This window comes from Amycolatopsis echigonensis (assembly GCF_002846615.1).
GTDB lineage: Bacteria > Actinomycetota > Actinomycetes > Mycobacteriales > Pseudonocardiaceae > Amycolatopsis > Amycolatopsis echigonensis.
Genome location: NZ_PJMY01000003.1, coordinates 6,947,824 through 6,973,730 on the forward strand (window position 1 = coordinate 6,947,824; position 25,907 = coordinate 6,973,730).

28 protein-coding genes and 1 pseudogene are annotated in these 25,907 nt (G+C 70.7%); 24 read left to right on the plus strand and 5 right to left on the minus strand.

Annotated features, from left to right (window positions below):
• Positions 1 to 153 precede the first annotated feature (153 nt).
• The 4 genes from ATK30_RS37810 to ATK30_RS37825 are packed head-to-tail and all read left to right on the plus strand — an operon-like array spanning position 154 to position 3,414.
• Entirely contained in the window at positions 154 to 840 is a 687-nt protein-coding gene (locus ATK30_RS37810; protein ID WP_101439517.1) for a GntR family transcriptional regulator, read from the plus strand.
• Positions 840 to 1,421: a nuclear transport factor 2 family protein gene (locus tag ATK30_RS37815; protein ID WP_101439518.1), complete on the plus strand. Its 582-nt coding sequence runs from the start codon at positions 840 to 842 to the stop codon at positions 1,419 to 1,421. The genes ATK30_RS37810 and ATK30_RS37815 overlap by 1 nt, the downstream gene beginning before the upstream one ends.
• On the plus strand, positions 1,418 to 2,461 hold the full coding sequence (locus ATK30_RS37820) for an amidohydrolase family protein (protein ID WP_101439519.1): 1,044 nt from the start codon (positions 1,418 to 1,420) through the stop codon (positions 2,459 to 2,461). The genes ATK30_RS37815 and ATK30_RS37820 overlap by 4 nt, the downstream gene beginning before the upstream one ends.
• A complete protein-coding gene (locus tag ATK30_RS37825; protein ID WP_101439520.1) occupies positions 2,458 to 3,414 on the plus strand; it encodes an amidohydrolase family protein in 957 nt (318 codons plus the stop codon). The genes ATK30_RS37820 and ATK30_RS37825 overlap by 4 nt, the downstream gene beginning before the upstream one ends.
• A 97-nt stretch (positions 3,415 to 3,511) precedes the next feature.
• On the opposite strand, the gene ATK30_RS37830 is transcribed toward ATK30_RS37825, so the two are convergent.
• Positions 3,512 to 4,363 carry a phytanoyl-CoA dioxygenase family protein gene (locus ATK30_RS37830; RefSeq protein ID WP_101439521.1) on the minus strand — a complete coding sequence of 284 codons (852 nt, stop codon included), beginning with the start codon at positions 4,361 to 4,363 and terminating at the stop codon, positions 3,512 to 3,514.
• A gap of 80 nt (positions 4,364 to 4,443) precedes the next feature.
• Between ATK30_RS37830 and ATK30_RS37835 the strand changes: the two genes are divergently transcribed.
• The 4 genes from ATK30_RS37835 (at position 4,444) to ATK30_RS37850 (ending at position 7,931) form a co-directional block, all read left to right on the plus strand.
• On the plus strand, positions 4,444 to 5,427 hold the full coding sequence (locus ATK30_RS37835; RefSeq protein WP_101439522.1) for a LacI family DNA-binding transcriptional regulator: 984 nt from the start codon (positions 4,444 to 4,446) through the stop codon (positions 5,425 to 5,427).
• Between the two features lie 191 nt (positions 5,428 to 5,618).
• Complete coding sequence (locus ATK30_RS37840) at positions 5,619 to 6,035, plus strand: SRPBCC family protein (RefSeq protein ID WP_101439523.1); 417 nt, start codon at positions 5,619 to 5,621, stop codon at positions 6,033 to 6,035.
• 120 nt (positions 6,036 to 6,155) lie between these two features.
• Positions 6,156 to 7,592, plus strand: coding sequence for a sugar porter family MFS transporter (locus tag ATK30_RS37845; RefSeq protein WP_101439524.1), 1,437 nt, complete (start codon positions 6,156 to 6,158; stop codon positions 7,590 to 7,592).
• A 132-nt stretch (positions 7,593 to 7,724) separates the two neighbouring features.
• Complete coding sequence (locus ATK30_RS37850) at positions 7,725 to 7,931, plus strand: hypothetical protein (protein ID WP_101439525.1); 207 nt, start codon at positions 7,725 to 7,727, stop codon at positions 7,929 to 7,931.
• 24 nt (positions 7,932 to 7,955) lie between these two features.
• Here the strand turns inward: ATK30_RS37850 and ATK30_RS37855 are convergent, their stop codons facing one another.
• On the minus strand, positions 7,956 to 9,323 hold the full coding sequence (locus ATK30_RS37855; protein ID WP_101439526.1) for a DHA2 family efflux MFS transporter permease subunit: 1,368 nt from the start codon (positions 9,321 to 9,323) through the stop codon (positions 7,956 to 7,958).
• A gap of 389 nt (positions 9,324 to 9,712) precedes the next feature.
• Positions 9,713 to 10,624: a pyridoxal 5'-phosphate synthase lyase subunit PdxS gene (gene pdxS / locus ATK30_RS37860; protein ID WP_009079327.1), complete on the minus strand. Its 912-nt coding sequence runs from the start codon at positions 10,622 to 10,624 to the stop codon at positions 9,713 to 9,715.
• Between the two features lie 412 nt (positions 10,625 to 11,036).
• On the opposite strand from pdxS, the gene pdxT reads away from it, so the two are divergent.
• From pdxT to ATK30_RS37875, 3 genes are all read left to right on the plus strand, one after another.
• Positions 11,037 to 11,672, plus strand: coding sequence for a pyridoxal 5'-phosphate synthase glutaminase subunit PdxT (gene pdxT / locus ATK30_RS37865; RefSeq protein ID WP_101439527.1), 636 nt, complete (start codon positions 11,037 to 11,039; stop codon positions 11,670 to 11,672).
• 60 nt (positions 11,673 to 11,732) lie between these two features.
• Entirely contained in the window at positions 11,733 to 12,488 is a 756-nt protein-coding gene (locus tag ATK30_RS37870; RefSeq protein ID WP_009079324.1) for a YebC/PmpR family DNA-binding transcriptional regulator, read from the plus strand.
• 160 nt (positions 12,489 to 12,648) lie between these two features.
• Positions 12,649 to 13,170 (plus strand): DUF4262 domain-containing protein, encoded by a 522-nt coding sequence (locus ATK30_RS37875; RefSeq protein WP_101441282.1) that lies wholly within the window; start codon positions 12,649 to 12,651, stop codon positions 13,168 to 13,170.
• Positions 13,171 to 13,175: 5 nt separating this feature from the next.
• Here ATK30_RS37875 and ATK30_RS37880 read toward each other — a convergent pair whose 3' ends face one another.
• The gene (locus ATK30_RS37880; protein ID WP_101439528.1) at positions 13,176 to 13,625 is read right to left on the minus strand and encodes a cupin domain-containing protein; all 450 of its coding nucleotides are present in this window, start codon (positions 13,623 to 13,625) and stop codon (positions 13,176 to 13,178) included.
• Between the two features lie 133 nt (positions 13,626 to 13,758).
• Here ATK30_RS37880 and ruvC point away from each other — a divergent pair, with 133 nt between their 5' ends.
• The 10 genes and pseudogenes from ruvC to ATK30_RS37920 all read left to right on the plus strand — a co-directional run bounded on the left by ruvC (position 13,759) and on the right by ATK30_RS37920 (position 21,752).
• Positions 13,759 to 14,358: a crossover junction endodeoxyribonuclease RuvC gene (gene ruvC, locus ATK30_RS37885; protein WP_101439529.1), complete on the plus strand. Its 600-nt coding sequence runs from the start codon at positions 13,759 to 13,761 to the stop codon at positions 14,356 to 14,358.
• Positions 14,355 to 14,951 (plus strand): Holliday junction branch migration protein RuvA, encoded by a 597-nt coding sequence (gene ruvA / locus ATK30_RS37890; protein WP_101439530.1) that lies wholly within the window; start codon positions 14,355 to 14,357, stop codon positions 14,949 to 14,951. Before ruvC ends, ruvA begins: the two co-directional genes overlap by 4 nt.
• Positions 14,952 to 14,957: 6 nt before the next feature.
• Entirely contained in the window at positions 14,958 to 16,055 is a 1,098-nt protein-coding gene (gene ruvB / locus ATK30_RS37895) for a Holliday junction branch migration DNA helicase RuvB (RefSeq protein ID WP_101439531.1), read from the plus strand.
• Between the two features lie 118 nt (positions 16,056 to 16,173).
• A complete protein-coding gene (yajC, locus tag ATK30_RS37900) occupies positions 16,174 to 16,611 on the plus strand; it encodes a preprotein translocase subunit YajC (RefSeq protein WP_101439532.1) in 438 nt (145 codons plus the stop codon).
• A gap of 216 nt (positions 16,612 to 16,827) precedes the next feature.
• A complete protein-coding gene (secD, locus tag ATK30_RS37905) occupies positions 16,828 to 18,540 on the plus strand; it encodes a protein translocase subunit SecD (protein ID WP_167442071.1) in 1,713 nt (570 codons plus the stop codon).
• Position 18,541: 1 nt separating this feature from the next.
• Positions 18,542 to 19,774 (plus strand): protein translocase subunit SecF, encoded by a 1,233-nt coding sequence (secF, locus tag ATK30_RS37910; protein ID WP_101439533.1) that lies wholly within the window; start codon positions 18,542 to 18,544, stop codon positions 19,772 to 19,774.
• A gap of 5 nt (positions 19,775 to 19,779) precedes the next feature.
• Positions 19,780 to 20,298, plus strand: coding sequence for an adenine phosphoribosyltransferase (locus ATK30_RS37915; protein ID WP_101439534.1), 519 nt, complete (start codon positions 19,780 to 19,782; stop codon positions 20,296 to 20,298).
• Positions 20,299 to 20,433: 135 nt separating this feature from the next.
• Positions 20,434 to 20,544 (plus strand): annotated as a pseudogene (locus ATK30_RS47820) (helix-turn-helix domain-containing protein); the annotation flags it as partial.
• Positions 20,545 to 20,577: 33 nt separating this feature from the next.
• Positions 20,578 to 20,901 carry a helix-turn-helix domain-containing protein gene (locus ATK30_RS46630; protein WP_101438641.1) on the plus strand — a complete coding sequence of 108 codons (324 nt, stop codon included), beginning with the start codon at positions 20,578 to 20,580 and terminating at the stop codon, positions 20,899 to 20,901.
• A complete protein-coding gene (locus ATK30_RS37920; protein ID WP_244194528.1) occupies positions 20,898 to 21,752 on the plus strand; it encodes an IS3 family transposase in 855 nt (284 codons plus the stop codon). Before ATK30_RS46630 ends, ATK30_RS37920 begins: the two co-directional genes overlap by 4 nt.
• A 77-nt stretch (positions 21,753 to 21,829) precedes the next feature.
• Here ATK30_RS37920 and ATK30_RS37925 read toward each other — a convergent pair whose 3' ends face one another.
• The gene (locus ATK30_RS37925; protein WP_101439535.1) at positions 21,830 to 22,099 is read right to left on the minus strand and encodes a DUF1918 domain-containing protein; all 270 of its coding nucleotides are present in this window, start codon (positions 22,097 to 22,099) and stop codon (positions 21,830 to 21,832) included.
• A 256-nt stretch (positions 22,100 to 22,355) separates the two neighbouring features.
• Here ATK30_RS37925 and ATK30_RS37930 point away from each other — a divergent pair, with 256 nt between their 5' ends.
• Genes ATK30_RS37930 through ATK30_RS37940 form a run of 3 tightly spaced genes read left to right on the plus strand, consistent with a single transcriptional unit; the run spans position 22,356 to position 25,860 of the window.
• Positions 22,356 to 22,877: a PadR family transcriptional regulator gene (locus tag ATK30_RS37930; RefSeq protein WP_101439536.1), complete on the plus strand. Its 522-nt coding sequence runs from the start codon at positions 22,356 to 22,358 to the stop codon at positions 22,875 to 22,877.
• Positions 22,877 to 23,566, plus strand: coding sequence for an ABC transporter ATP-binding protein (locus tag ATK30_RS37935; RefSeq protein WP_101439537.1), 690 nt, complete (start codon positions 22,877 to 22,879; stop codon positions 23,564 to 23,566). Before ATK30_RS37930 ends, ATK30_RS37935 begins: the two co-directional genes overlap by 1 nt.
• Entirely contained in the window at positions 23,563 to 25,860 is a 2,298-nt protein-coding gene (locus ATK30_RS37940; RefSeq protein WP_101439538.1) for an FtsX-like permease family protein, read from the plus strand. Before ATK30_RS37935 ends, ATK30_RS37940 begins: the two co-directional genes overlap by 4 nt.
• Positions 25,861 to 25,907: the final 47 nt, after the last annotated feature.

Genomic DNA, 25,907 nt, shown 5'->3' on the forward strand with positions numbered 1-25,907 from the left:
CTTTCGGTCGATGAGCCCCGGCGCCGTGAACCGCTCGGTCGCGTCCCGGATCTGGGGCGACGAGGTGCGCCGGTCAGCTCATCGTGAACCCGGTGTAGTCGACTGTCAAGGTAAGAATCGATTCTCTCTCGAAGAGTATGTTATCGTCTCGGCATGGCGAAGAGAGCGGGCGGCGAGAGCCTGGCCGTGTCGGTGTACCTGCGGCTGCGATCGGCGATCCTCAACGGGGAGCTGCCTCCGGGCGAGCGTCTCAAGGCCGCCGAACTGAGCGCGGAGTTCGAGGTCAGCCTCAGTGTCGTGCGCGAGGCGCTGGGCCTGCTGGCGGCCAAGGACTTGGTTCAGGTCGACCGCAACCGGGAGTTCCGGGTCACGCCGCTGTCGCTGCGAGCGCTGACGGACCTCACCGAAGCCCGCGTGGTCAACGAAGGCTCGGCCCTGCGGCTGTCAGTGCAGCGCGGCGGCGTGACGTGGGAGTCCGAGGTGCTGGCCGCGCACCACCGGCTGGCCGCGCAGCCGATGATCCTCCCCGGAACGCAGGTGCGCCGCAACGAGGAGTGGGCCCGCGCGCATCTGGAGTTCCATCACACGCTGATCAAGGCCTGCGGCAACGAGGTGCTGCTCGACATCTGCACCCGGCTTTCCGACGCGGCGGAGCTTTACCGCGCGTGGTCCGGCCATCCGGGCGAGCAGCGGCATCGCGACGTAGCGGGCGAGCACCAGGCCCTGGCGGACGCCGCGCTGGCCCACGACGCGGACCTGGCCGTCGCTCGATTCGAAGAGCACGTCAACCGCACGCGGGAAATCCTGATGGAGTGCAGTTTCAGCGCCGAGCGCGCCTGATGAGCACCACGGAAATAGCGGAGCTGATCCTGCGCGAGCGGCAGGGTCGCGATCGTGGCTGGTGGGACCGGATGCGCGCCTGCTATGCGCCGGACGCGATCGTGCGGTTGAGCTGGTTTCGCGGCAGCGGCGAGGAATTCGTCGCCCGGTCGCGGGAGATGACCGGGCACGGCGATGTCGCCCGGCACCGGCTCGGCCCTCCGGTCGTGGACGTCGACGGGCCGCGGGCGGTCGCCGAAGTGCCTGCCGCGATCGAGGTGCGGACCGAACTCGGCGGCGTCGAGGTCGACCTCACCTCCTACACGCGCCTGCTCTACCGGGCTGAACACCGGAGCGGGCGGTGGCTGATCACGTCCCTGGACCCGGTCTACGAACGCGATGTGCTCGCTCCGGTCGTCCCGGGCACTCCGGTGCCCCTGGGTTCGCTCGAAGGACTGCGGCCGTCCTACCGCTTCCTGGCGCAGGTACTCGGCACCCGGGGTTACCCGATCGCCGACGACCTCTACGGCGACGATCGCCCCGGCGAGGTCGCCGACCTCTACACCACCCTCTACGCCTGGCTTTCCCGGAAGGACTCATGACCAAGACCGCCCTGACCGGCGTCCGCGTCTTCGACGGCACCGGACTCACCGAACCCGCCACCGTCGTGATCGACGGTCCGCTGATCGGCACCGACGCAACCGGTGCCGAGGTGCTCGACTGCACCGGCGCGACCGTGCTGCCCGGCCTGTTCGACGCCCACGTCCACCTGCTCGCTCCGGACGACTTGCATGCCCTTGCCGCCCACGGCGTCACCACCGCGCTGGACATGGCGTGCTGGCCCCGGGAGCGTGTTGACTCCTTTCGCGGCCAGGTGCCGGACATCCGCAGCGCGGGCCTGCCCGCCATCGGGCCGGGCGGCAACCACGCGAAGATGCCCGGCATGCCCGGCGAAGCGATCCTGACCGGACCGGAGCAGGCCGCGCCGTTCGTCGCCCGCCGGGTGGCCGAAGGATCGGACTACCTCAAGGTCGTCATTGAAGGGGATCTGCTCGACCAGCCCACGATCGACGCCGTGGTCGCCGCGGGAAAGGCCCACGGCAAGCTCACTGTCGCGCACGCTTCGTCGGTCGACGCGTACCGGCGCGCAGTCCGAGCCGGAGCGGACGTCGTCACGCACGTCCCGAGGGACGGCGTCCTCGACGCCGACACAGTGGCCCAGATGGCCGGCCAGAGCCAGGTCGCCGTGCCCACGCTGGCGATGATGGAGGCACTCACCACCAAGCTCGGCGCGGACGGCTACGCCTTCAGCCGGGACTCGGTCACGGCGCTCCGTGCGGCCGGGGTGCCGATCCTCGCGGGCACCGACGCGTTTTCCGCGCCGCTGCTACCGGTCCCAGTCCTCCAGGGATCGAGCCTTCACCGAGAACTGGCCCTGCTGGTCGAGGCGGGGCTGACCGAGTGCGAGGCGCTGCGCGCGGCGACCGAACTCCCCGCCCGGCACTTCGGCTTCCCCGACCGCGGCGCCGTCCGGGCTGGGCTGCGCGCGGACCTGGTGCTCGTCGACGGCGACCCGACCCGCGAGATCGCCGCGACCGCCAAGATCCGCCGCGTCTGGGCCGAGGGAGAGGCGGTCCGGTGAACGGGCTCATCGACGTCCACGCGCACTTCCTCACCCCGCAGTACGTCGAGGCCGCGATCGCGGCCGGGCACGGATCGCCGGACGGCATGCCCGGCTGGCCGAGCTGGGACGTCGCCCAGCATCTCGACCTGATGGACCGCTGGGGCGTGGCGACCTCGCTGCTGTCGATCTCCTCTCCCGGCGTGCACTTCGGCGACGACGCCGCGGCACGCACACTCGCCCGGCACGTCAACGACACCGGCGCCGACATCCGACGTGCCCACCCCGGCCGGTTCGGGCACTTCGCGTCCCTTCCGCTGCCCGATGTGGACGGCGCGCTCGCCGAACTCGCCTACGCGCTCGACGAACTGGGCGCCGACGGCGTCGCGGTCGAGACCAATGCCGGCGGGCGCTACCTCGGCGACCCCGCCTTCGATCCACTGTGGACAGAGCTGGCGCACCGCGGGACACCGGTGTTCGTGCACCCGACCTCGCCCCCGCATGCCGCGGCGACCGCACTGGGCCGTCCGCGGCCGATGCTCGAATTTCTGTACGACACCGGCCGCGCAGTCAGCGACCTCGTCCTCAGCGGGACCTTGTCGCGGCACCCGGGCATCCCGTGGATCTTCACCCACGGCGGCGGTGTCCTGCCGCTGGTCGCCGAACGCCTGGAACTGTTCCGCACCGGGTTCGCGGGCGGCGACGCCAGCGGCCCGACGGTTCCCGGCCAGATCAGGGACCTGTGGTTCGACATCGCGGGAACACCGTTCCCACACCAGGTTCCGGCATTCGAACGCGCCTTCGGCACCGAGCGGCTGCTGTACGGCAGCGACTACTGCTGGACCCCGTCCGCCCTAGTCGACGCTCAGCTCGCCACCGTCGACGCCGCACCCCAGCCGCCGGGCACGACGTGGCGAGAACTCACCACTCGCAACGGCACCCGATTGTTCCCGCGCTTGAGCGAAACGGCGTAGCGACGCGTACAGCACGCAAAGACCATCCACAGTGGACGGTCGAGCTGTCGCCTCTCGCGCAGCACGTTTCGGAGCTGGCCGTGCCGGGCGTGAAGAGTCAGGATTCGGCTTCGCCCATGACAAGCCCTTCGATCGTGTGCTTCTGCGTGATGGGACGCAATTTCTCGACAACAGGGCACCGGAGGTGCGACCGCACCGCGTCGGGCAGCGATTCCCAGAACTCGCGGGTGACCGCGGTGTCGTGGCGTTCGTCGTTGCCCGCGCCCGGCGCGTCGAGGCCGAGCACCAGCACGGGGCGGGATTTGGCGGAGCGGTTCGCGGTGCCGCGGTGGATCGTCAGCGCCGAGCGGATGGAGATGTCGCCCATCTTCGGATATTTCCGGACGGCGAGGTCGCGGTAGCGCGGATAGTCCTCGCGCGGCGGGAACATGCCATGGGCGAAGGTGCTTCCATCGTCCCAGTGGGTGCCGGGCGCGATTTCGAACGGTCCCATGTCTTCTTCGGTGTCGACGGCGGTCACGTTCACCGCCAAAGAGGTGAGCCGCCGGTCGCGCGCGGTTTCCTCGGGCATCGGGAAATCTCGGTGCCACGGCTGGTCGACGGCTTCGGGGAGCGGAACGTCGAAGCCGACCTCGACGATCCGGTATTCCGGGCCCAGCACGGCTTCGGCGACCGCGGTGATCCACGGATGGGCGGCCAGCTCGGTGAAACCGCGCAGTTGTTCCGGGTGGATTTCGACGTAATAGCGGTGGGGACCGCGGCCGACGGCCCCGCCGGGGCGGGCGCGGGCCTCGGCGAACGCGGTGTCGATATCCTCGCCTAATTCGCGGACCCAATCGCGGGTGAACGCCTGGGGGAGACCGACGATGCCGTCGTGGTGCAGACGGTCGGTCAGGCGCGTGAGCTCGGCGGCGGGCAGGGGTGCTGGTGCGGTACGGGGTGCGGTCATCGTGGCCTCCGATGCGGCAGACGGCGTGCCCTTCGAGTTTGCAACGTGGCATGCCACGTTGCAAGAGTTATGCTGCCGGGGTGAACGCGAAGCTGCGAGACGTGGCGGAACACGCCGGGGTGTCCGTGCGCACGGTGTCCAACGTGGTCAACGGCTTCCAGTACGTCTCCTCGGCGACCCGGGAGCGGGTGCAGGCGAGCATCGACGCGCTGGGCTACCGGCCGAACCTGGCCGCTCGGACGCTGCGCCGCGGCCGCACGGGGCTGATCGCGCTCGTCGTCCCGGAGATCGACTCGCCGTATTTCGCCGAACTCGCCGCCCGGACATCCGCGCTCGCCGAGGCACGCGGGCTGACCTTGCTCATCGACCAGACCGGCGGCGATGCCGAACGCGAGAAGGCGCTGCTGCAAGGTAAACGCAGTCAACTGGTCGACGGCGTCCTGTTCAGTCCCTGGGCCGTCGCTCCCGCGGAATTGGCCGCGCGCACCGACTCCGTGCCGCTGGTGCTGCTGGGGGAGCACGACGGCGCGGACATCGTCGACCACGTCGCGATCGACAATGTCGCAGCTGCGCGCGAAGCCACCGAACACCTCGTGCGGACCGGTAGGCGGCGCATCGCCGCGGTGGGGCTGCAGCCCGCGTCGCTGAACGCGACCGCGCGCCAGCGCCTCGCCGGGTACCGGGAAGCACTGGCGGCTGCGGGCCTGGCGAGCGACCCAGACCTGGAAGTGCCGGTGCAGCGCCTGCATCGCGCTGACGGGTACCGCGCCATGCAGGCGCTGCTCGAGCTTCCGCAGCCGCCGGACGCGTTGTTCTGCTTCACCGACGAGATCGCCTTGGGCGCGTTGCGCGCGGCGGCCGATCGTGGCGTCGCGGTGCCGTCGGACGTGGCGCTGGTCGGGTTCGACGACATCGAAGACGGGCGGTTCAGCGTGCCGGCGCTCACCACGGTGTCTCCGGACAAGGACCGTATCGCCGAACTGGCTCTCGACCGGCTGACGCAAGGGCAGCCGCCCGCGTCGATCGTCGCTCCGCATCGCCTCGTGGTGCGCGAGACCTCCTGAACGGACCCTTCGGCCGGCCGGCCGCGCCCGAGTCCGGTCCTCGGAGGTGTAAGGGGCCGTGTCGCCGGGTAGGGGAGGGATTCGGACGGAAGGGAGGAGTTCATGCGGCCTGACGAGTCCATCGGCAAGGTCCGTCTCACGGGCGGGCGCCCGGACGACGCCGGACCGTCCATCGGGTCGAGGCGGCGGACATGACCCGCGTGGAAGCAACGTCCGACCTGCCGGTCCCGCCGGACGAGCTGTGGGGCGAGGTCGGATCGTTTCAGCGCATCGGGGACTGGCATCCGATGCTCGCGGAGGTCTCCGGCGAAGGCGAAAGCCCCGGTGCCCGGCGGACGGCGACGACCTCGGACGGCGAGCAGCAGGTCGAACGGCTCACCGAGATCGATCCGGAGAATTGGTTCTACCGCTACGAGATGGAATCCGGGGCGCTGCCGGTGCGGGACTGCTTCGCCGAGTTCCGCGTGCGTCCGGACGGAGAAGGCGGCAGCACCGTGCAGTGGTCGAGCGAGTTCGAAGTCGTCTCGCCCGACTACGAGGCCACGCGCGACGCGGTCCGGCAGTTCCTCGCCGCGGGGGTGCGAGCTCTGCACGAACGCTACGGCTGACGGCAACGGGACCGACCTGCGCCACCGCGTGCCGCGTGACCCGGATCGGGACGCCGGTTTCGGCTCCCGCCCACCGGGTACGCGACGCCGAAAGCGCATCTGGAGCCAGAGGTCGAGGAAATGGCGGATTCAACTCCCGGCAACGCGAACGTGCTCGAACTGCTCGACCAGCGGGCGCCGACGAGGTTCTACTGGTCGCTGACCCTGCTGGCGACGGTCGGCGGATTCCTGTTCGGGTACGACACCGCGAACATCGGCTCCGCCCTGAATTTCGTGCCCTACCCGCTGTCCGGGCTCGCGCTCGGGCACCTGGTGTCCGGGACCTCGCTGGGCGCGGCGGCCGGCGCGATCCTGGCCGGACCGCTGACCGACCGCTTGGGCCGCAAATCTCTGCTGGTCGCCGACGCCGTCATCTACGCGGCCGGGGCGTTGCTGGCCGCGTTCACCCCGAACGCGGCGGTGCTCGTCGTCGCCCGCACCCTGATCGGACTGGCCATCGGCGCCGACTCCGCCATCGCCACCGCCTACATCGCCGAGTACGCGCCCCGCGGCCGGAGGGGATCGCTCGGCATCCTGCAGCAGTGGATGATCACCGTCGGGATCCTGATCTCGTACCTGGTCGCCCTCGTCATCTTCCTCGTCCTGCCGGGCAGCGCGAGCACGTTGGACTGGCGGCTCGTCTTCGGGCTCGGGGCGATCCCCGCCCTCGTCGCGCTGGTGCTGCGCGCCCGGATGCCCGAATCGCCGCGCTGGCTGCTGCGCAAAGGCCAGTACGACCGCGTGCGGGACGCGCTGGCCCGCTTCGGCGTCGAGGTGTCCCGGTCCGACGTCGAGCACACCGCGCGCGTCCTGGAGTCCCCGGCGAGCACTGCCGGCCGCCGGGGCGGCTGGACCGCCGGCGTCCGCCGAGCCCTGGTCGTGGTGTGCGTGTTCTTCGCGTTCCAGCAGCTCACCGGCATCAACGTGCCGCTCTATTACGGGCCGCACCTGCTCGGCCCGCTGTTCCAGGGCGGCAACAGCACGCTCGATTCGACGATCGCCGGCGTCGAGGTCACCGCGATCATGACCGTGGTCAACGTCGCCGCCACCTACCTCGCGTTCCGCTACATCGACCGGCTCGGGCGGCGCACCCTGGCCATCGGCGGCTTCACCGGCATGGCCGTCTCGGCACTGATCGCCGCCGCGGGACTGGGCATGTTCGGCGGCACTGCCCGCCTCGTGGTGACCACCGTCGGGTTGTGCCTGTTCATCGCCTGCTTCGCCCTCGGCGTCGGCGGCACCGGCTGGCTCATCCAGGGCGAGGTCTTCCCGACCGACGTGCGCGGGCAGGCGGCCGCCGCCGGAGCCACCGTGGACTGGCTCGCGAACTTCGCGGTCATCATGGTGCTGCCCGTCTGGGAGGCCGCGATCGGACTGGACTGGGTCATGGTCTGCTTCGCCGCGCTGTGCGTCCTCGCCGTCGTCTTCGTCAACCGCTACCTGCCCGAAACGAAGGGGCATTCGGTCGAACAGATCACCGAGCTGTTCGAACGCGAGACGGCAAGCGCGGGGAAGTGAAGCTATGGCAACGCAAGTCCGCCGCCGCGCTCCGCCCGGATGTCGCTGCCACCGAGCCAGATCATGTCGAGGACGGTGCCCTCGCGGCGTCCGCCAAGCGGAAACACCCAAGCACGACAAAGGCAATGCGGTATGAACCACCACGAATCCCGCCAAGGCCACGCTGCCGACCGGTCGTGGGACAGCCTGCCCGAACGGCTGGCCGACACCGCCCGGCAGGTCGCGGCCGAACTGCACGAGGGCCGGCCCGGCACAGCCCTGGACCTCGTCGACAGCATGCTCGCCGAACTCAGCTCCCGCCGCCGGTTGCTCGCCGAACTCGTCAACGTGGACGACTGAACTCGCCACAGGCGACCTGGCCGGTCACGAACCGTGCCCGGGCCGGACTGCGGCGATGAGAGCGAAACCGAGCAGGAAGGCGAGACCGGCGGCGATCAGCGCGGCGTGCAGGCCGGTGACCAGGTCCGTTTCGCCGCCGACGAGCGAACCCAGCACGGCGACGCCGATCACGCTGCCGACCTGGCGCGCCGCGTTGATCACGCCCGAGGCCAGGCCCGCGTGCTCGGGCGGGGCGTTGTCGGTGACCGCGGTGGTCGCGGCGGGCATGGTGAACGACATGCCGAACCCGGCCGCGACCAGGGGACCCGCCAGCACCGCGTAGGCGGAGTCGGCGGCGGTGAGCGCCAGCGCGAGCAGCCCGGCGCTCCCGGCCGCCAGGCCGATCAGCATCGTCGGGCGCGGGCCGCCGGAGCGAGCGGTGAACCGGCCGGAGACCGCCGATCCCGCGGCGACTACGCCCATCTGCGGCAGCAACGCGAGCCCGGCCACGAGAGCGGAGTAGTGGCGCACCTGCTGGAAGTACAGGTTGATCACGAACAGTTCGCCGTAGAACCCCAGGTTGATCAGCAAGCCGACGACGGTCGCCGCCATCAGCGTTCTGTTCCTGAACAACGCCAGCGGCAGCATCGGCGCACGAGCACGCCGTTCGATGAACACGAACCCGGCCACCGCGAGCACGCACACGATCCCCGCGGCCAGCACCGTGCCGGTCAGCCCGCCGCGGCCGCCGTCGATCAGGGCCACCGACAGCGCCACCAACGCGAGTATCGCGGTGGACTGGCCCCCAGGATCTACCTGGCGGGGCCGCCCGGGCGGGGCGGGGACGAACCGTGCCGTGAGGGCCATGGCCGCCAGCGCGATCGGGACGTTGACGAAGAACACCCACCGCCAGCCGATCGTGCTGACCAGCAGCCCGCCCAGGATGGGCCCGGCGGCCGCGGCCAAGCCCGCGATGCCGCCCCACACGCCCACCGCTCGCGCACGGGCCCGTTGGTCGGTGTAGGCCGCTCGCAGCAGCGCCAGCGACGCCGGCACCGCCAACGCCGCGCCGAGTCCCTGGACGACGCGGGCGGCGATCAGCACCGCGAGGTCCGGTGCCAGGCCGCACTCGGCCGAAGCCGCCAGGAACACTCCGAGCCCGCCCTGGAAGACCCGGCGGGCGCCCCATCGGTCAGCCAGCGCGCCCGCGGACAGCAATCCGGCCGCCAAGACCAGCAGATAGCTGTCGACCACCCACTGCAGCCCGCTCACCCCGGCGCGGAACTCGGCTCGCAACGCGGGCAACGCCACGTTCACGATCGTGCTGTCCAGGATGACCATGAAGTAACCCAGGCACACCGCCACCAGCGCCGGCGACAGCACCGCACGCTGGCTCGTCCGTTGTGCAGGCATGCGGACGGCCTACCCGCCCGTTGACGCCGGTACACGGCACCGGCCTGATCCGCCAGGAATCATGGTCTGAGCGCTCGGGGTCGTCTCGTCCGTGCGGAGCCAGGAATCGGTCCCGTATTCCTCGTGTCCCGGTGCGCGAGCTGCGCCGACCCTAGGCCTCGCCGGCTGCTGAGCGTCCACAAAGGACATCGAGCTCCGCGAAATGCCCCACTCGGCACGATTTGACTGGTTCTTGCTGTCCGTGCGGACCTTCGACCTCGGCCGCCACCGTCGTGCCGCCTGAAGTCCCGGCACTGCCGCCGTCCAAATGGCCGCGCGAACGGCGAAGGGCGGGCACCCCTCACCGTTCGCGCAGGTGTATCAAGCGAAACCGAGCGACCGGCGAATCGTCACCAGCCGCGCTCGGCGAGACGGTGCGGTTCCGGCACGTCCTCGACGTTGATGCCCACCATCGCTTCGCCGAGGCCGCGCGACACCTTCGCCAGCACGTCCGGGTCGTCGTGGAAGGTGGTCGCCTTCACGATCGCCTCCGCGCGCTGCGCCGGGTTTCCGGACTTGAAGATGCCCGAACCCACGAACACGCCCTCAGCGCCCAGCTGCATCATCATCGCGGCGTCGGCCGGGGTCGCGATGCCGCCCGCGGTGAACAGCACCACCGGCAGCTTGCCTGCTTCGGCCACTTCGCGAACCAGCTCGTACGGCGCCTGCAGTTCCTTGGCCGCGACGAACAGTTCGTCCTCGGGCAGGGACTGCAGGCGGCGGATCTCGGCGCGGATCTTGCGCATGTGCGTGGTCGCGTTGGAGACGTCGCCGGTGCCGGCCTCGCCCTTGGAGCGGATCATCGCCGCGCCCTCGGTGATCCGGCGCAGCGCTTCGCCGAGGTTGGTCGCGCCGCAGACGAACGGCACGGTGAACGCCCACTTGTCGATGTGGTTCGCGTAGTCGGCCGGGGTGAGCACCTCGGACTCGTCGATGTAGTCGACGCCGAGCGACTGGAGCACCTGGGCTTCGACGAAGTGCCCGATCCGCGCCTTCGCCATCACCGGGATCGACACCGCTTCGATGATGCCGTCGATCAGGTCCGGGTCGCTCATCCGGGCGACGCCGCCCTGCGCGCGGATGTCCGCGGGGACGCGCTCCAGCGCCATGACGGCGACCGCGCCCGCGTCCTCGGCGATCTTCGCCTGGTCGGCGGTCACGACGTCCATGATCACGCCGCCCTTGAGCATCTCCGCCATGCCGCGCTTCACCTTCGCGGTGCCGGTGACGGTCTGGGGTTCGGCGTTCTGCTGCTGCGACACCTTGCGGGCCTTTCTCGGGGGAGCGGAAGTGGTCTTCTCCTCCAGCGTAAGCCGCCGGTGGACCGCTGAGGCAGGCCATTGCGCGGCTATCTCGGAAGGCCACTTTTCGCGCGGAGAGATCCACTTGGGCTCGCTCACTTTTCCGCCGGGGAGCGTTGACCTGGGCCTTCCTGGTCGGCCTACCATGGAAGACGGGAGCGGCCCGCATCGGACGGGTCGGCCCGGCACCAGTGGAGACCACCTTCGAGGTGGCCACTGGCGACAGATTTCAGCAGTCCACTTCACGCCGGCGCGGAACCGGCCGCCGGAGCGCCCTCCGGGTGGGCGGCGGCCCCGGCGCTGCCCGCCTGACCTGGCCGGAAGCGTTCCGGGCGGTCCCCCTAAGCTGGAGTGAACGTCTCAGGGAGGTCGGGTGGCGACAGCTACGGGAGCACGGCCGGCGGTCGGCGTGCTCGCCTTGCAAGGCGCCGTGCGCGAGCACGTCGCGATGCTGGAGAGCGCGGGTGCCCGCGCGGTTCCGGTGCGCCGCCCCTCCGAGCTGTCCCACGTGGACGGCCTGGTGCTGCCCGGCGGGGAGTCCACCACGATGTCGCGCCTGCTCGAGACCTTCGAGCTGCTCGAACCGCTGCGCGAGCGGATCGCCGGCGGCCTGCCGGCGTTCGGCTCGTGCGCCGGGATGATCCTGCTGGCCCGCCAGGTCCTCGACGGGCGTCCGGACCAGCAGCAGCTCGGCGGGCTCGACGTGGTCGTGCGGCGCAACGCGTTCGGCAGGCAGGTCGACTCGTTCGAGGCCGACCTCCCGTTCGCCGGCCTGCCCGGCGGGCCGCTGCACGCGGTCTTCATCCGCGCCCCGTGGGTCGAGAAGGCGGGGGACGGGGTCGAGGTGCTGGCCACCGTGCCCGACCCGGACGACCCGCCCGACGGGCCGAGGGCGGATAGGATCGTCGCCGTCCGGCAGGGGGCGGTGGTGGCCACGGCGTTCCACCCGGAGATCACCCGGGACGAGCGCGTGCACCGGCTGTTCGTCGAGCTCGTGCGGAAAGCCTGAGCAAGGATTGCGGCGGCCGCGCCGGGAGGCTACGCGGCCGCGGGAACAGATGGAGGAAAGATGAGCGGCCACTCCAAGTGGGCCACGACGAAGCACAAGAAGGCGAACCTCGACGCCAAGCGGGGCAAGCTCTTCGCGCGGCTGATCAAGAACATCGAGGTCGCCGCCCGCACCGGGACCGGCGGAGGGGACCCGGACGGCAACCCCACGCTGTACGACGCCATCCAGAAGGCGAAGAAGAACTCCGTCCCGCAGGACAACATCGAGCGCGCGCGCAAGCGCGGCGCCGGCGAGGAGGCGGGCGGCGCCGACTGGCAGACCATCACGTACGAGGGCTACGGCCCCAACGGCGTCGCGGTGCTGATCGAGTGCCTCACCGACAACAAGAACCGCGCCGCGATGGAGGTCCGCACCGCGCTCACGCGCAACAACGGCTCGCTCGCCGACCCGGGCTCGGTCGCCTACATGTTCAACCGCAAGGGCGTCGTGATCATGCCCAAGGGCGACGCGACCGAGGACGACGTCCTCATGGCGGTCCTGGACGCGGGCGCCGAGGAGGTCAACGACCTCGACGAGAACTTCGAGATCGTCTCCGAGGGCACCGACCTGGTGCCGGTGCGCAAGGCGCTGCAGGAGGCCGGGTTCGAGTACGAATCGGCCGAGCTGACCTTCCTGCCGTCGGTGAGCGTGCCGCTCGACGTCGAGGGCGCGAAGAAGGTCTTCAAGCTGATCGACGCGCTCGAGGACTGCGACGACGTGCAGAACGTCTATGCCAACTTCGACGTGTCCGACGAGGTCATGGCCGCAGTGGACTGATCCAATCGCACGCGACACGGCCGCGCCCCCGGGAACTCCGGGGCGCGGCCGTTTTCGTCCGGGTTTTCCCTTGCCGCGCAACGGAAAGCGCGAAAATCCTTGGGACGTCGGGAAAATGACCGGCGCGGGGACTGTGCTTCCGGTGCGCGGGTGGGGCAGAATGTCCGCCGTGACGATCTCCGCCCTCACCGAGCAAGAGCAGAGCCTCATCGCCTGGATCGAGAACCAGGCAAGGGAACGGGGCAACGCGGTCATCGCCGTGCCCGCCGACGACCAAGGGGCCGGCTACTGCTTCACCGCGTGCGCGTGGGCGTTGCACAACGTGCCCGAGGCGGTCGTGATCGGCCTGCCCGACCACATGGCCCCGGTGCTGCTGGACGCGTACGTCGACCGTTCCGCCAACGGCGAGATCTTCGAGGTCGGCAAACGCTACGAAGACTTCTTCGAGGGCGCGCCGGTGGTCTTCGAACGCGTCGCGAAGGGCCACTACCCGGAGTACTTCGGATCCGCGTTCCTCGTCTACCCGGACGGCGACTTCCCGGCGCTGCAGATGATCGTCGCGACGCCGGACGGGCATTTCCCCTGGCACGCCGACGCGCCCGAGGGCTTCGCCGAATGGCAGCCGGTGCTCACCGAAAGCGGGGACCCGGAAAGCTGGACGCCCGGGGTCGACGGCCCCTGACCTGGCTAAGCGCGCCCTAGCGCGGCCAGGTCGGCGGCAGCATCCGGAAAACTCGCGGCGAGCGTCGCCGGATCCGCGAACTCCACGCAGTCGTCGGCATAAGGCGGCACCACCACGGTGCCGAGCAGGCTCCACGGGCCCAGCGGCACCGTCGCCTGCCACGTTCCCGCGGGCACGACCACCTGCGGGCGCTCTCCGGCGGCCACGTCGCTCCCCAGCACCGGGCGGGTCACCTCTCCATCGGCGTGCAGCAAGAGCATCCGGGCGGGCGAGCCCGCGTGGTGCACGAACACCTCGACCCGGTCGAGGCGGTGCGGCGCGGAGATCTCCGGTGCCGTGAGCAGGTAATAGATGGCCGAACCCTCGTCCGCGCGCCAGCTCTGCGCGAACCGGCCGCCCTCCACCGGCAACGGCTCCAGACCCAGGTGCGCGACGAAGTCTTCCGGTCCCGGCATGTCCCCATCCTGCTCGCGAGGCAGGGCGATCGTCCACGTCGGTCGCCGTTAAGGCGTGTCCGTCCGCCGGGCGGCGCGTCGCGACCGTTAGCCTGCACGTCGAACGGATGTTCGCGCGGGCGGAGGAGAAACGGTGCGGGTGCTCGGGGTCGACCCCGGTCTGACCAGGTGCGGCCTCGGCGTGGTCGACGGCGGCAAGGGCCGGTCGGTGCGCCCGGTCGCGGTCGGGGTCGTGCGCACGCCCGCCGACCAGGATCTCGCGGAGCGGCTGCTCGGCATCGCCGACGAGGTGGAGCGCTGGCTCGACCGGTACCGGCCCGAAGCGGTGGCCGTCGAGCGGGTTTTCGCGCAGCACAACGTGCGCACCGCGATGGGCACCGCGCAGGCGGGCGGCGTCGTGGCGCTGGCGGCCGCGCGGCGCGGGCTGCCGGTCGTCTTCCACACGCCCAGCGAGGTCAAGGCCGCGGTCACCGGGTCCGGCCGCGCGGACAAGGCGCAGGTCACCACAATGGTGATGCGGCTGCTCGGGCTCGAGGTCAAACCGCATCCGGCGGACGCGGCCGACGCGCTCGCGCTCGCCATCTGCCACCTGTGGCGCGAACCGATGCGGGTCCGCCTCGCCGAGGCCGAGGCCCGCGCGGCCGAACTGGTCCGCGCCCACAAGGCCCGGCTGGCGGCCGCGGCCAAGGCGGCCGGAACCACCACGAAGAACGAAACAGGAGCACGACGATGATCTCCTCGGTACGCGGCGAAGTGCTGTCCGTAGGCCTCGACCACGTGGTGGTCGAGGTCGGCGGCGTCGGCCTCGCCGTGCAGGCCACTCCGGCGACGCTGGCCACGCTGCGCCGCGGCGAGCAGACGCGGCTGCACACCGCGCTGGTCGTGCGCGAGGACTCGCTGACCCTTTTCGGCTTCGCCGAGGAGGACGCGCGCGAGCTGTTCGGCCTGCTCCAGACGGTGTCCGGGATCGGGCCGCGGCTCGCGCTGGCGACGCTGGCCGTGCTGGAGCCGGACAAACTGCGCGCGGCGCTCGTCGAAGGCAACATCACCGTGCTGACCCAGGTCCCCGGCATCGGCCGCAAGGGAGCCGAGCGGCTCAGCCTCGAACTGCGGGACAAGGTGACCGCGCTCGGCGGCGCCAGCGACGCCCCGGTCGTGACCGCGCCCGGCGCGCTGCGCGGCGAGGTGGTCGAAGCGCTGGCCGGGCTGGGTTTCCCGGCCAAACAAGCCGAGCAGGCGGTGGACAAGGTGCTGTCCGAAGGCGACGGGCACACCACTTCGTCCGTGCTGCGCTCGGCGCTGGCCCTGCTCGGTCGCAAGCGGTAGCCGCCGATGAACCACGAAGTGACCGAGTTCGACACCGGCGGCTCAGGCGGTTACGAGGCCGGCGACGAAACGCTGTCCGCGCTCGCGCAGACCGGCGAACGCGACCTGGAAACGTCGCTCCGGCCGCGCAAACTCGACGAGTTCGTCGGCCAGGAACGCGTCCGCGAGCAGCTGGAACTGGTGCTGGAGAGCGCCCGGCGGCGCGACGTGCCGCCGGACCACGTGCTGCTGTCCGGCCCGCCCGGCCTCGGCAAGACGAGCATGGCGATGATCGTCGCCGCCGAACTGGGCGCGGCCATCCGGATCACCTCCGGGCCCGCCCTGGAACGCGCCGGCGACCTGGCCGCGATGCTGTCCAACCTCGCGCCCGGCGACGTCCTGTTCATCGACGAGATCCACCGCATCGCCCGGCCGGCCGAGGAAATGCTGTACCTCGCGATGGAGGACTTCCGGGTCGACGTCGTCGTCGGCAAGGGACCCGGCGCGACCAGCATCCCGCTGGAAATCGCGCCGTTCACGCTGGTCGGGGCCACCACCCGGTCCGGATCGCTGACCGGGCCGCTGCGCGACCGGTTCGGCTTCACCGGCCAGATGGAGTTCTACTCCGCGGCCGAACTGGAGCTGGTCGTCCGCCGCGCGGCGACGATCCTCGGCATCGAGATCGACCGCGACGGCTGCGCCGAGATCGCCGGCCGGTCGCGCGGCACCCCGCGCATCGCCAACCGGCTGCTGCGCCGGGTCCGCGACTACGCCGAGGTGCGCGCCGACGGCAAGGTGACCCTGGAGGTCGCGCAGGCCGCGCTGAAGGTCTACGACGTCGACGAGCTGGGCCTCGACCGGCTGGACCGGGCCGTGCTCGGCGCGCTGACCCGCTCGTTCGGCGGGGGACCGGTGGGCATTTCGACGCTCGCCGTCGCCGTCGGCGAGGAGGCCACCACCGTCGAGGAGGTGTGCGAGCCCTACCTGGTCCGGGCCGGTATGCTCGCCCGCACTCCGCGCGGCCGGGTCGCGACCGCGGCCGCGTGGCAGCACCTCGGACTGGTGCCGCCCCCGGAAGCGGGACGTCCCGACCAGGGCGGTCCGACGCTGTTCGACCAGGCCTGACAAGGGCGGACAGCGGCCCGGGTGGTGGCGTTTCCGCCGGTACCTGGCACACTCGAACACAGCACATCCGTCGAAACCGGACGCGGGCAGCCGAGAAGGGCGTCCGTCGAGGAGAGTCATGAACAATTTACTGCTGCCGTTGCTGCTGCTGCTCGTGGTGGCCGTGCCGCTCGTCATGGGCACCCGCAAGCAGAAGAAGCAGCAGGCGGCTCAGCAGGAGATGCAGAACAGCATCGCCCCCGGTGACCGCGTGATGACCACGTCGGGCCTGTACGGCACGGTCGCCGACACGAGCAGCGAGACCACGATCGACATCGAGATCGCGCCGGGCGTCGTCACCACCTGGCTGCGGCTCGCCGTCCGCGAGAAGGTCGAGCCGACCGTCGAGGGCGAGGAGAACGAGGGCGCGGCCGAGACCGAGGTCGCCGACGTCGAGTCGGCCCCGGAAACCTCGGCGTCCTCTTCGGAGGCCCCGGCTCAGGAGTCGATCTCCGCCGAGGACAAGCAGACCTCCGGTGCGCAGGTGGCGCCCCCGCTCGAGCACGGGAAGAAGTAGCCTCCGCGCTTCACCGGGCAGTGATCCGCCCACAGCCTACGAAAGTCGGTACGGGCGAACGCCGGGCTCACGCAGCACCGAGTACTGTCTCGGTGCTGCGTGCGTGTCCGCCGTCATAGTTCACGCCCAGCCGCGTCCGGGGCCCCCTTCCGGCTCGCGCACCCGAACCACTTGGGGTCCATCCAGTCCGTGCCAGTTCGAGGAGACCGAAGCACAGTGGCACCATCGGCCGGGCATCTCCGCCCGGGACGCTATCTCGCCTTCTTCGCCCTGATCGTGGTCGTGCTGTACGCCTTGGTGTTCTTCACCGGCAGCGGCAAAGCGACGCCGAAACTCGGCATCGACCTGCAGGGCGGCACCCGGGTCACGCTCACCGCGCGCACGCCCGACGGCGGCCAGCCCACCCGCGATTCGCTGAACCAGGCGCGCCAGATCATCGAGACCCGCGTCAACGGGATCGGCGTCGGCGGCACCGAGGTGGTGCTCGACGGCAACAACATCGTGATCACCGTCCCGGGCGAGCAGGGCGACGAGGCGAAGAACCTCGGCCGGACCGCGAAGCTCGGGATCCGCGAGGTGATCACCTCGGTCCCGAACACCCCGGCCGCGCCGCCGTCGGCTCCCGCTTCCGGAGCCCCGAGCGCCCCGGCGACCGCGCCGAGCAAGCCCGCCGGCGGCGGGGGAGCGGCGGGCGCCCCGGCGCAGCAGCCGCCGAGCACGACCCCCTCGGCCCCGGCCGGCGGCCAGAACGCGGGCAAGAACCCGATCGAGGAAGCCCGCGCCGTGCGCCAGGCTCCCGCGCTGATGCCGAAGGACCCGAAGAACCAGCAGGAGGCCGCCGCCGCGCAGGCCGCGCAGCAGAAGGCGCTCGCCGCGCTCACCTGCGCGCCGAACGTCGCGGACCCGCTGGAGGGCAACGACCTGCCGAACCAGCCGCTGGTCACCTGCGGCGACAAGGACGCCACCAAATACGTGCTCGGGCCGGAGATCATCCCCGGCACCGAGATCGCGAACGCCAACTCCGGCTACGACCAGCAGCGCGGCCAGTGGATCGTCGACCTGAGCTTCAAGAGCGCGGGCGGCAAGACCTGGGGCGACTTCACGTCGGCCAACGTCGGCAAGCAGGCGGCGTTCGTGCTGGACACGGACGTGGTGTCCGCGCCGACCGTGCAGAACGCCATCCTCGGCGGCAACACGCAGATCACCGGCAAGTTCACCCAGACCGACGCGAAGAACCTGGCGGACATCCTCAAGTACGGTTCGCTGCCGCTGTCCTTCGACTCGTCCGACGCCACCACGGTGTCGGCGACGCTCGGCTACGCCTCGCTGCAGGCCGGCCTGATCGCCGGCGCGATCGGCCTCGCTGTCGTGTTCGTCTACTGCCTGTTCTACTACCGGCTGCTCGGCATCCTCACGATCTGGTCGCTGGTGCTGTCCGGCCTGCTTGTGTACGCGGTGCTGGTGCTGCTCGGCCGCTGGATCGGGTACACGCTCGACCTCGCGGGCGTGGCCGGCCTGATCATCGCGATCGGCATCACGGCGGACTCGTTCGTCATCTACTTCGAACGGCTGAAGGACGAGATCCGGGAGGGCCGGACCTTCCGGTCCGCGGTGCCGCGCGGCTGGGCGAGGGCGCGGCGCACGATCCTGGCCTCGGACGCGGTCAGCTTCCTCGCCGCCGCGATCCTGTACATCATCGCGGTCGGCGACGTGCAGGGCTTCGCGTTCACCCTCGGCATGTCGACGGTGCTCGACCTGGTGGTCGTCTACCTGGTCACGCATCCGCTCGTGGCGATGGTGTCGACCTCGAAGTCGAAGTTCCTGTCCAATCCCCGGAATCTCGGCCTCGGCGCCGTCCAGAAGCTCGGCTCGCAGCGCAAGGCCGCGCGCCCCGCTCCCGGCCGCCGCGCGAACGTGAAGGAGGCCTGACGTGAGCGACGAAACCGCAGGCGTCACGCCGGACAGCACGGAGGGCTCGAACAACTCGGCCTCCGGAGCGAAGCCCGGCAAGAAGGAAAGCTTCTTCCACCGGCTCTACGTCGGCACCGGCGCGGTCGACATCGTCGGCGCGCGCAAGCGCTGGTACGTCTTCTTCGCGCTGCTGCTCCTGGTGTGCATCGGCTCGATGATCTTCCGCGGCTTCAACGTCGGCATCGAGTTCGAGGGCGGCACGCAGATCCAGCTGCCCGCGCACGGCACGCACGGCCAGATCACCCAGGACCAGGTGATCAAGTCGTTCAACACCGCGCTGGGCGAGGCTCCGGCGGAGACGCAGACGGTCGGCACCGGCAACGCGTCGACCATCCAGACCCGTTCCGAGGCACTCACCGCGGACCAGGTCGCGAAGGTCAAGAAGCAGATTTTCGAGGACCTGGGCCCGATCGGCAGCAACGGCAAGTCGAGCGAGCAGGCGATCAGCGACAGCGCGGTGAGCGCGTCGTGGGGCGACGAGATCTCGCGGCAGGCCCTGATCGCGCTCGCCGTGTTCCTGGTCGCGGTCGTGATCTTCCTGGCGATCTACTTCGACACCCGGATGGCGTTCGCGGCGCTCATCTCGCTGCTGCACGACATCGTGGTCACCGCGGGCGTGTACTCGCTCGTGGGCTTCGAGGTGACGCCCGCGACGGTGATCGGCCTGCTGACGATTCTCGGTTTCTCGCTGTACGACACCGTGGTGGTGTTCGACAAGGTCCGGGAGAACACCCGCGGCCTGCTCGGCCTGTCGCGGCGCACGTACGCGGAGGCGGCGAACCTGGCGCTGAACCAGACCCTGATGCGCTCGTTCAACACGGCGTTCATCGCGCTGCTGCCGATCCTGGGCCTGCTGATCGTCGGGTACGTCCTGCTCGGCTCGGGCACGCTGCAGGACCTGGCGCTGGTGCAGCTGACCGGTACGCTGGTCGGCGTCCTGTCGTCGGTCGCGCTGGCGACGCCGCTGCTGGTCGACTTCAAGATGCGCGACCCGAAGTACCAGCAGCAGGCCGAGCGCGTGGCCGCCCGCCGGGCGAAGGCCGCGAAGCGAGAAGCCACCGACGACGACTTCGACGCCCAGGACGAGGAGCAGCTGGCTGCCGAACTCCGCAAGGAGAAGGCGATGGCCGCCGCGGCCGGGGTCCCGGCGCGGCACCCGAAGCAGCGTCCGTCGGGGAAGAAGAAGCGCTGAACCCGATGAAGCTCGACGAGGCACTGGACCTGATCGCCGAGGTGCCGGATTTCCCGGAACCGGGCGTGCTGTTCCGCGATCTCAGCCCGCTGTTCGCCGACGGCCCGGCCTTCGCCGCGGTCGCCGACGCACTGGCGGACACCCTCGACCCGGCGGCCGACCTGGTTGCCGGGGTCGAGGCCCGCGGCTTCCTCCTGGCCGCGGCGGTGGGCTACTCGCGCGGCATGGGCGTGGTGCTGGTCCGGAAACCCGGCAAGCTGCCGTCCGTCGCCGGGCGAGTGGACTACTCCCTGGAGTACGGCACCGCGAGCGTCGAACTGCCCGCCGACGTCGTAAAACCCGGCCAACGGATCGCGGTCATGGACGACGTCCTGGCCACCGGCGGCACCGTCGCCGCGACCGCCAAACTGCTGGAAGACGCAGGCGCGACGGTCACCGGCGTGTCAGTCGTGCTGGAACTGGCCGCACTCAGCGGCCGCTCCACGCTGGACGGCCGCTCCGTGCACGCACTCCGCACCGTCTGATCCCACGCCGGACTTCTGCTGTCCGTGAGGGGAACCCTGAAGGAATCAGATTCCCTCTGAACTGCGCCCCGGGAGTTGGACTGGGAATCCAGTTCCGGCTGTCCGGGGAGTGGTTCGTTGCATCCACGCAGTTCGTTGTCTGAGTGGCAGCGGGCGTCCGCTGTTGCGTTGTTCGAGGACGGGTATGGCGCGAAGGCCGTGGCGTCCCGGTTGGGGGTGTCGGCGGGTGCCGTGCGACGCTTGCGTGATCGTTGGAGGCTGCGGAGCGCGGGAGCGCTGATGAACAAGCCAGGCAGGCGGTCGTTCGGGTTCGAGTTCAAGCTGGAGGTCGTGCGCCGGTATGTCGGCGGCGAGGCGACCGCGGCCGAGCTGGCGCGCGAGCACGGCCTGTCCTCGCCCAAACTCGTGGAGAACTGGGCGCGGGCGTATCGGCGCGAGGGCGAGGACGCGTTGCGGCCCAAGCCGAAAGGCCGTCCGCCCGGTGTCGCGGACTCGCCGGGTCCCGGCGAGCTGGAGCGGTTGCGGGCGGAGAACCTGCGGCTGTCGGCGGAGAACGCCTACCTAAAAAAATTGCGGGCCTTGAGGGAGCAGGGGCGAGGGTGAAAACCCAGGCCGTCGCCGCCCTCAAGGCCGACTATCCGCTGCCGGTGCTGCTGGCGGTCGCGGGCCTGGCCCGGTCGACGTTCTTCTACCACCAGGCCCGCCTGGACCGGCCCGACCCGCACGCCGGGCTCAAGGCCGCGATCGCCGAGGCGTTCGAGGCCGCCCGCGGCCGCTACGGGCACCGGCGGATCCACGCGGTCCTGGCCCGCGACGGCTGGCGGGTGGCGAAGAAAACCGTGCGCACGCTGATGAACGCCCTCGGCCTGGCCTGCCAGGTCCGGCGGCCGCGCCGGTGCCGGTCCTGGCCCGGGCGGCCCGGCACGACCGCGCCGAACCTGCTCAACCGCCAGTTCAACGCCGACGCCCCGGACACCACATGGGTCACCGACGTGACCGAGTTCCGCATCCGCGACCGCAAGCTCTACCTCTCGCCCGTGATCGACCTGTTCGACCGGTCCGTGGTCGCCTACGCCTGCGGCCCGTCCCCGACGCTGGAGCTGACGAACTCCTCGCTGCGCGCCGCGATCGCGACCCTGCCCGCCGGAGCCCGCCCGCTGGTGCACTCCGACCAGGGCTTCCAATACCAGCACGCCTCCTGGCGCACCCTGCTCGCCGACGCCGGCCTGACCCAGTCGATGTCCCGCCGCGCCACCTGCCTGGACAACGCCGTCGCCGAGAACTTCTTCGGCCACCTCAAAGAAGAACTCTTCCACCACAACACGTTCGACACCGTCGACACGTTCACCACGGCACTGCACGACTACATCGACTGGTACAACACCACCCGCATCTCCACCACCCTCGGCGACCTCAGCCCAGCCGAATACCGAGCCCAGACCCTCGCCGCCTAACCTCTACATAACCAGTCCAACTTCCGGGGCCCAGTTCAGAGGGGAGCAGGGGCCCCCAGGGTTCCCCTCACGGACGGTTACGCGTCAGTCGAGAGATGGTGCTGAAGCGCGCCCAGGCCCTCGACCCGTTCCTGGGCGTGCTTGTCCTGGGCGGCCAGCTCCGCGTCGGTCAGCACGATCGCGTCCGGGCCCGGGAAGACCGTCGACTCGTGGTCCGCGCCCTCCCAGCGGACGGTGAACGGAGGGTCGCCCTCGGGCGAACCCACGGCCACGATGCGGCCCCGGTGCTCCGGCACGTCCACCTGGTTTCCCTTCACGACCAGCCAGTCTCCGCGCTGTGCGTGCATGGTTCCTCCTCTGGCGGATAGCGTCGCCTGCAGCGATACCTCATCCCGCCGGGCGTGAAACCTGGGAGTAGTCCGATCGAGGAGAGACAACGGCCGGGAGCCGCACCGCGCGAAGGTGATTGCGGACCGATGGCCTCGAAAAAACGCTCTGAACTGCGAAAACGCACTATTCTGCAGAGGTATACACGGCGCGTATACCTCTGCTGTATAGTGATCTTCACCCCCGGGTTTCCGGGGTCAAGGGAGGAACAGGGGAATGTCGGTTTCACATACCTTGCTCGGGTTGCTCGAGTCGGGTCCGAGGCACGGGTACGACCTGAAACGGGCGTACGACGAGCAGTTCGGGCAGGACCGCCCGCTCGCGTACGGCCAGGTCTACTCGACGCTGTCGCGTCTGCTGCGCAACGGCATGGTCGAGGTCGCGGGGGTCGAGAGCGGCGAAGGGCCGGAGCGGAAGCGCTACACGATCACCGACGCCGGGATCACCGACGTCGAGAAGTGGCTGAGCACTCCGGAAAACCCGGAGCCGTATCTGCAGAACACGCTGTACACGAAGGTGGTCCTCGCGCTGCTGTCCGGGCGCGACGCCACCGACGTGCTCGACGTCCAGCGCGGCGAGCATCTCAAGGTGATGCGTTCGCTCACGAAACGGAAGTACGAGGGCGACCTCGCCGATCAGCTGATCTGCGACCACGCGCTCTTCCACCTCGAGGCGGATCTGCGGTGGCTGGAGCTCACCGCCGCCCGGCTCGGCGAACTCGAGAAGGCGGTGCGCTGATGACCAGGCCGGGAACTCCGTTGCTCGCGGGCAGCGGGCTGCACAAATCGTTCGGCCAGACGCGGGCGCTCGACGGGGCGGCGCTGGCCGTCTCGGCGGGGGAAGTGCTCGCGATCATGGGCGCGTCGGGGTCGGGGAAATCGACGCTCTTGCACTGTCTCGCCGGGATCGTCCGGCCGGATTCGGGCTCGATCCACTACGGCGGGCGCGACCTGGTCGTGATGGACGACAAGGGCCGGAGTGCGTTGCGGCGCACCGAATTCGGCTTCGTGTTCCAGTTCGGCCAGCTCGTGCCCGAGCTGACCTGCCTGGAGAACGTCGCGCTTCCGCTGCGGCTGACCGGGGCTAAGCGGGGGCCCGCCGAGGGCAAGGCGAGGGAATGGCTCGCCCGGCTGGAGGTCGACAACCTGGCGAAGCGCCGCCCGGGCGACGTCTCCGGCGGGCAGGCGCAGCGGGTCGCGGTGGCGCGGGCGCTCGTGACCGGGCCGAAGGTCGTCTTCGCCGACGAGCCGACCGGCGCGCTCGACTCGCTCAACGGCGAGAAGGTCATGCAGATGCTCACCCAGGCGGCGCGGGAAACGCACGCCGCGGTGGTGCTGGTGACCCACGAACCGCGGGTCGCGGCGTACTCCGACCGCGAGATCGTGGTCCGGGACGGGCGCACGGTCGACCGGGAGCTGGTCGCATGACGCGGGATCTGCTGCTGGGACTCCGGCTGGCCGTCGGGGGCGGCCGGATGTCCGGTTCGGCGCTCCTGCGGCTCGCGATGACCGCGTTCGGGATCGCGCTCGCGGTCGCCGTGCTCCTGCCCGCCGCCTCGGTGAGCCACCTGGTGAACGCGCGGGCGGACCGGGCGGCGGCGATCAAGCAGGACACGACGGTGCGGGAGGGGATCGCGCCGCTCGCGACCTATCGCTGGTACCCGTCGGTCGGCGCGGACTACGTCCAGCTGACCGCGGTCGCGCCGACCGGGCCGAACTCGCCGGTGCCGCCGGGGCTTTCCCGGCTGCCCGCGCCGGGCGAGGTGATGGTGTCGCCCGCGTTGGCGGAGAAGCTGAACTCGTCCGAGGGCGCGTCGCTCAAGGCACGGCTGCCGGGGACCGTGGTCGGCCAGATCGCCGAACCGGGCGTCGCCGACGCCGCCGACCTGACGGCGTACTACGGGTCGACCGCCACGGAGATCAAGGCCGAAGGGGAGAACGCCAGCAGCGTTTACTCCTACGGCAAGCCGCCCGAAGGGTTCGCGCTGTCGGCGGTGATGTGGATGGTCGTCGCGCCGATCGCCGCGGTGCTGCTGCTGCCGCTGCTGATCTTCGTGACCACCGCGTCGCGAATGGGCGCGGCGCAACGGGAACGGCGGCTCGCCGCGCTGCGGCTGATCGGGGTGGACGCCCGGCAGATCAAACGGGTCGCGGCGGCGGAATCGCTGGTCGGCGCCGTGATCGGGCTCGTGGCGGGCGGTGCGCTGTTCTCCGCGCTGCGGCCGTTCATCGGGGACTGGCTCCCGTTCGGCCTCCGCGTGTTCGCGGACGACTTCACGCCATCGTGGGTGTCCTTGCTGGTGATCGTGCTGCTCGTGCCCGGTCTCGCGGTCGGCTCGGCGCTGTTCGGCCTGCGCCGCACGATCGTCGAACCGCTCGGGGTGGTCCGGCAGGGCAAACCGGTGCGGCGGCGGATGTGGTGGCGCTGGACGATCACCGGCGTCGGTGCCGTGTTCCTGCTCGGGACGCTCGTCGTCTCGCCGGGGTCGGGGGACCAGGCCGCGGCGCTGGCGCTCGCGGTGGGCAGCGTGTTCCTGCTGATGGGCGTCGCGGCGCTGCTGCCGTGGCTGGTGGAACGGATCGTCGAACGGCTACGGGGCGGTCCGCCGTCGTGGCAGCTCGCGGTGCGCCGGCTGCAGCTCGACAGCGGCACCGCCAGCCGGGTGGTGTCCGGGCTGGTCGTTGTGCTGGCCGGGACGATCCTGATCCAGGGCGTGCTCACGTCGATGACCGACCGCACCTCCCGGTCGTACGAGACGCCGCTGGGCGTCGCGGCCGCGCCGGTGCGGGTGGACACGACGAGTGCGCACGAGGCGGAAGTCCGCGAGCGGCTGGCCGGAGTGGCCGGGGTGACCGGCGTGCACAGCGGCCAATCCCTGCAGCTCCAGGCGGGCGAACGGGAGGTCTACGGCACCGTTGGGGACTGCGTGGCGCTGAAGACGCAGGCGAATATCGGCGACTGCGCTGACGGGGACGTGTTCTACGTGGCGGGCGCGTCGTCGCAGGCCGCTCCGAAGGGCGAGTACCAGCTGACCGGCTACCAGAACGGCAGGACGGTCCAGGGTCCGAAGTGGACAGTCCCGGACAATGTCCGGGTCGTGCCGTCGGGCAACACCTCGAAGGCGGCGGCCAGCAGCCTGCTGGTCACGCCCAGCGCACTCGGCGGCGTCAAGCCGCCGACGGAGCGCACGCTGCTGTTCGTGGAAGGCACCGGCAGCGTGGACGCTTTGATCGACCGGGTCGCGACCGCGGTGCGGCCGCTGGCGTGGAAGGCGGAAGTCAGCAAGACGGACTATATGGCCGACTACGCCGGCCGCGACGACCGGATGCTGGCGAGCTTCCGTGCCGTGCTGCTCACCGCGTCGCTCTTCGTGCTGGCGGTGGCCGCGATGAGCCTGCTGATGCTGTCGATCGAGCAGATCAGCGAACGACGGCGTCCGCTCGCGGCGCTGTCCGCGGCGGGCGTGCCGATCGGGGTGCTGGCCAGGGGATCCCTGTGGCAGACCGCGGTGCCGGTGGTCGTCGGGGTGGTGCTGGCGGTCGGGGCCGGGCTGGGCTTGACCGCGCCGATCCTGCGGCTGGCGAAAATGCCGATGATGGTGGACGGCGGGGTCCTGGCCGGACTGGCCGGGGCCGCGGTCGCCGCGGTGCTGCTGGTGACGGCGTTGACGTTGCCGCTGCTGCGCCAGGTGACGAGGTTGGACACGTTGCGGTCGGAGTAGGCCGGGGGTGGGTCCGGGAAGGGCTCCTTGAGGGAATCGGATTCCTT

Coding starts and splice junctions, on each gene's coding strand:
- ATK30_RS37870 (WP_009079324.1), top strand. CDS start 11,733: ATGAGCGGCCACTCCAAGTGGGCCACGACGAAGCACAAGAAGGCGAAC.
- ATK30_RS37850 (WP_101439525.1), top strand. CDS start 7,725: ATGAACCACCACGAATCCCGCCAAGGCCACGCTGCCGACCGGTCGTGG.
- ATK30_RS37820 (WP_101439519.1), top strand. CDS start 1,418: ATGACCAAGACCGCCCTGACCGGCGTCCGCGTCTTCGACGGCACCGGA.
- ATK30_RS37935 (WP_101439537.1), top strand. CDS start 22,877: ATGACCAGGCCGGGAACTCCGTTGCTCGCGGGCAGCGGGCTGCACAAA.
- ATK30_RS37840 (WP_101439523.1), top strand. CDS start 5,619: ATGACCCGCGTGGAAGCAACGTCCGACCTGCCGGTCCCGCCGGACGAG.
- ATK30_RS37925 (WP_101439535.1), bottom strand. CDS start 22,099: ATGCACGCACAGCGCGGAGACTGGCTGGTCGTGAAGGGAAACCAGGTG.
- ATK30_RS37845 (WP_101439524.1), top strand. CDS start 6,156: ATGGCGGATTCAACTCCCGGCAACGCGAACGTGCTCGAACTGCTCGAC.
- ruvB (WP_101439531.1), top strand. CDS start 14,958: ATGAACCACGAAGTGACCGAGTTCGACACCGGCGGCTCAGGCGGTTAC.
- ATK30_RS37940 (WP_101439538.1), top strand. CDS start 23,563: ATGACGCGGGATCTGCTGCTGGGACTCCGGCTGGCCGTCGGGGGCGGC.
- ATK30_RS37830 (WP_101439521.1), bottom strand. CDS start 4,363: ATGACCGCACCCCGTACCGCACCAGCACCCCTGCCCGCCGCCGAGCTC.
- ATK30_RS37880 (WP_101439528.1), bottom strand. CDS start 13,625: ATGCCGGGACCGGAAGACTTCGTCGCGCACCTGGGTCTGGAGCCGTTG.
- ATK30_RS37855 (WP_101439526.1), bottom strand. CDS start 9,323: ATGCCTGCACAACGGACGAGCCAGCGTGCGGTGCTGTCGCCGGCGCTG.
- ATK30_RS46630 (WP_101438641.1), top strand. CDS start 20,578: ATGAACAAGCCAGGCAGGCGGTCGTTCGGGTTCGAGTTCAAGCTGGAG.
- ATK30_RS37930 (WP_101439536.1), top strand. CDS start 22,356: ATGTCGGTTTCACATACCTTGCTCGGGTTGCTCGAGTCGGGTCCGAGG.
- ATK30_RS37915 (WP_101439534.1), top strand. CDS start 19,780: ATGAAGCTCGACGAGGCACTGGACCTGATCGCCGAGGTGCCGGATTTC.
- ruvA (WP_101439530.1), top strand. CDS start 14,355: ATGATCTCCTCGGTACGCGGCGAAGTGCTGTCCGTAGGCCTCGACCAC.
- ATK30_RS37815 (WP_101439518.1), top strand. CDS start 840: ATGAGCACCACGGAAATAGCGGAGCTGATCCTGCGCGAGCGGCAGGGT.
- yajC (WP_101439532.1), top strand. CDS start 16,174: ATGAACAATTTACTGCTGCCGTTGCTGCTGCTGCTCGTGGTGGCCGTG.
- ATK30_RS37875 (WP_101441282.1), top strand. CDS start 12,649: ATGTCCGCCGTGACGATCTCCGCCCTCACCGAGCAAGAGCAGAGCCTC.
- ATK30_RS37810 (WP_101439517.1), top strand. CDS start 154: ATGGCGAAGAGAGCGGGCGGCGAGAGCCTGGCCGTGTCGGTGTACCTG.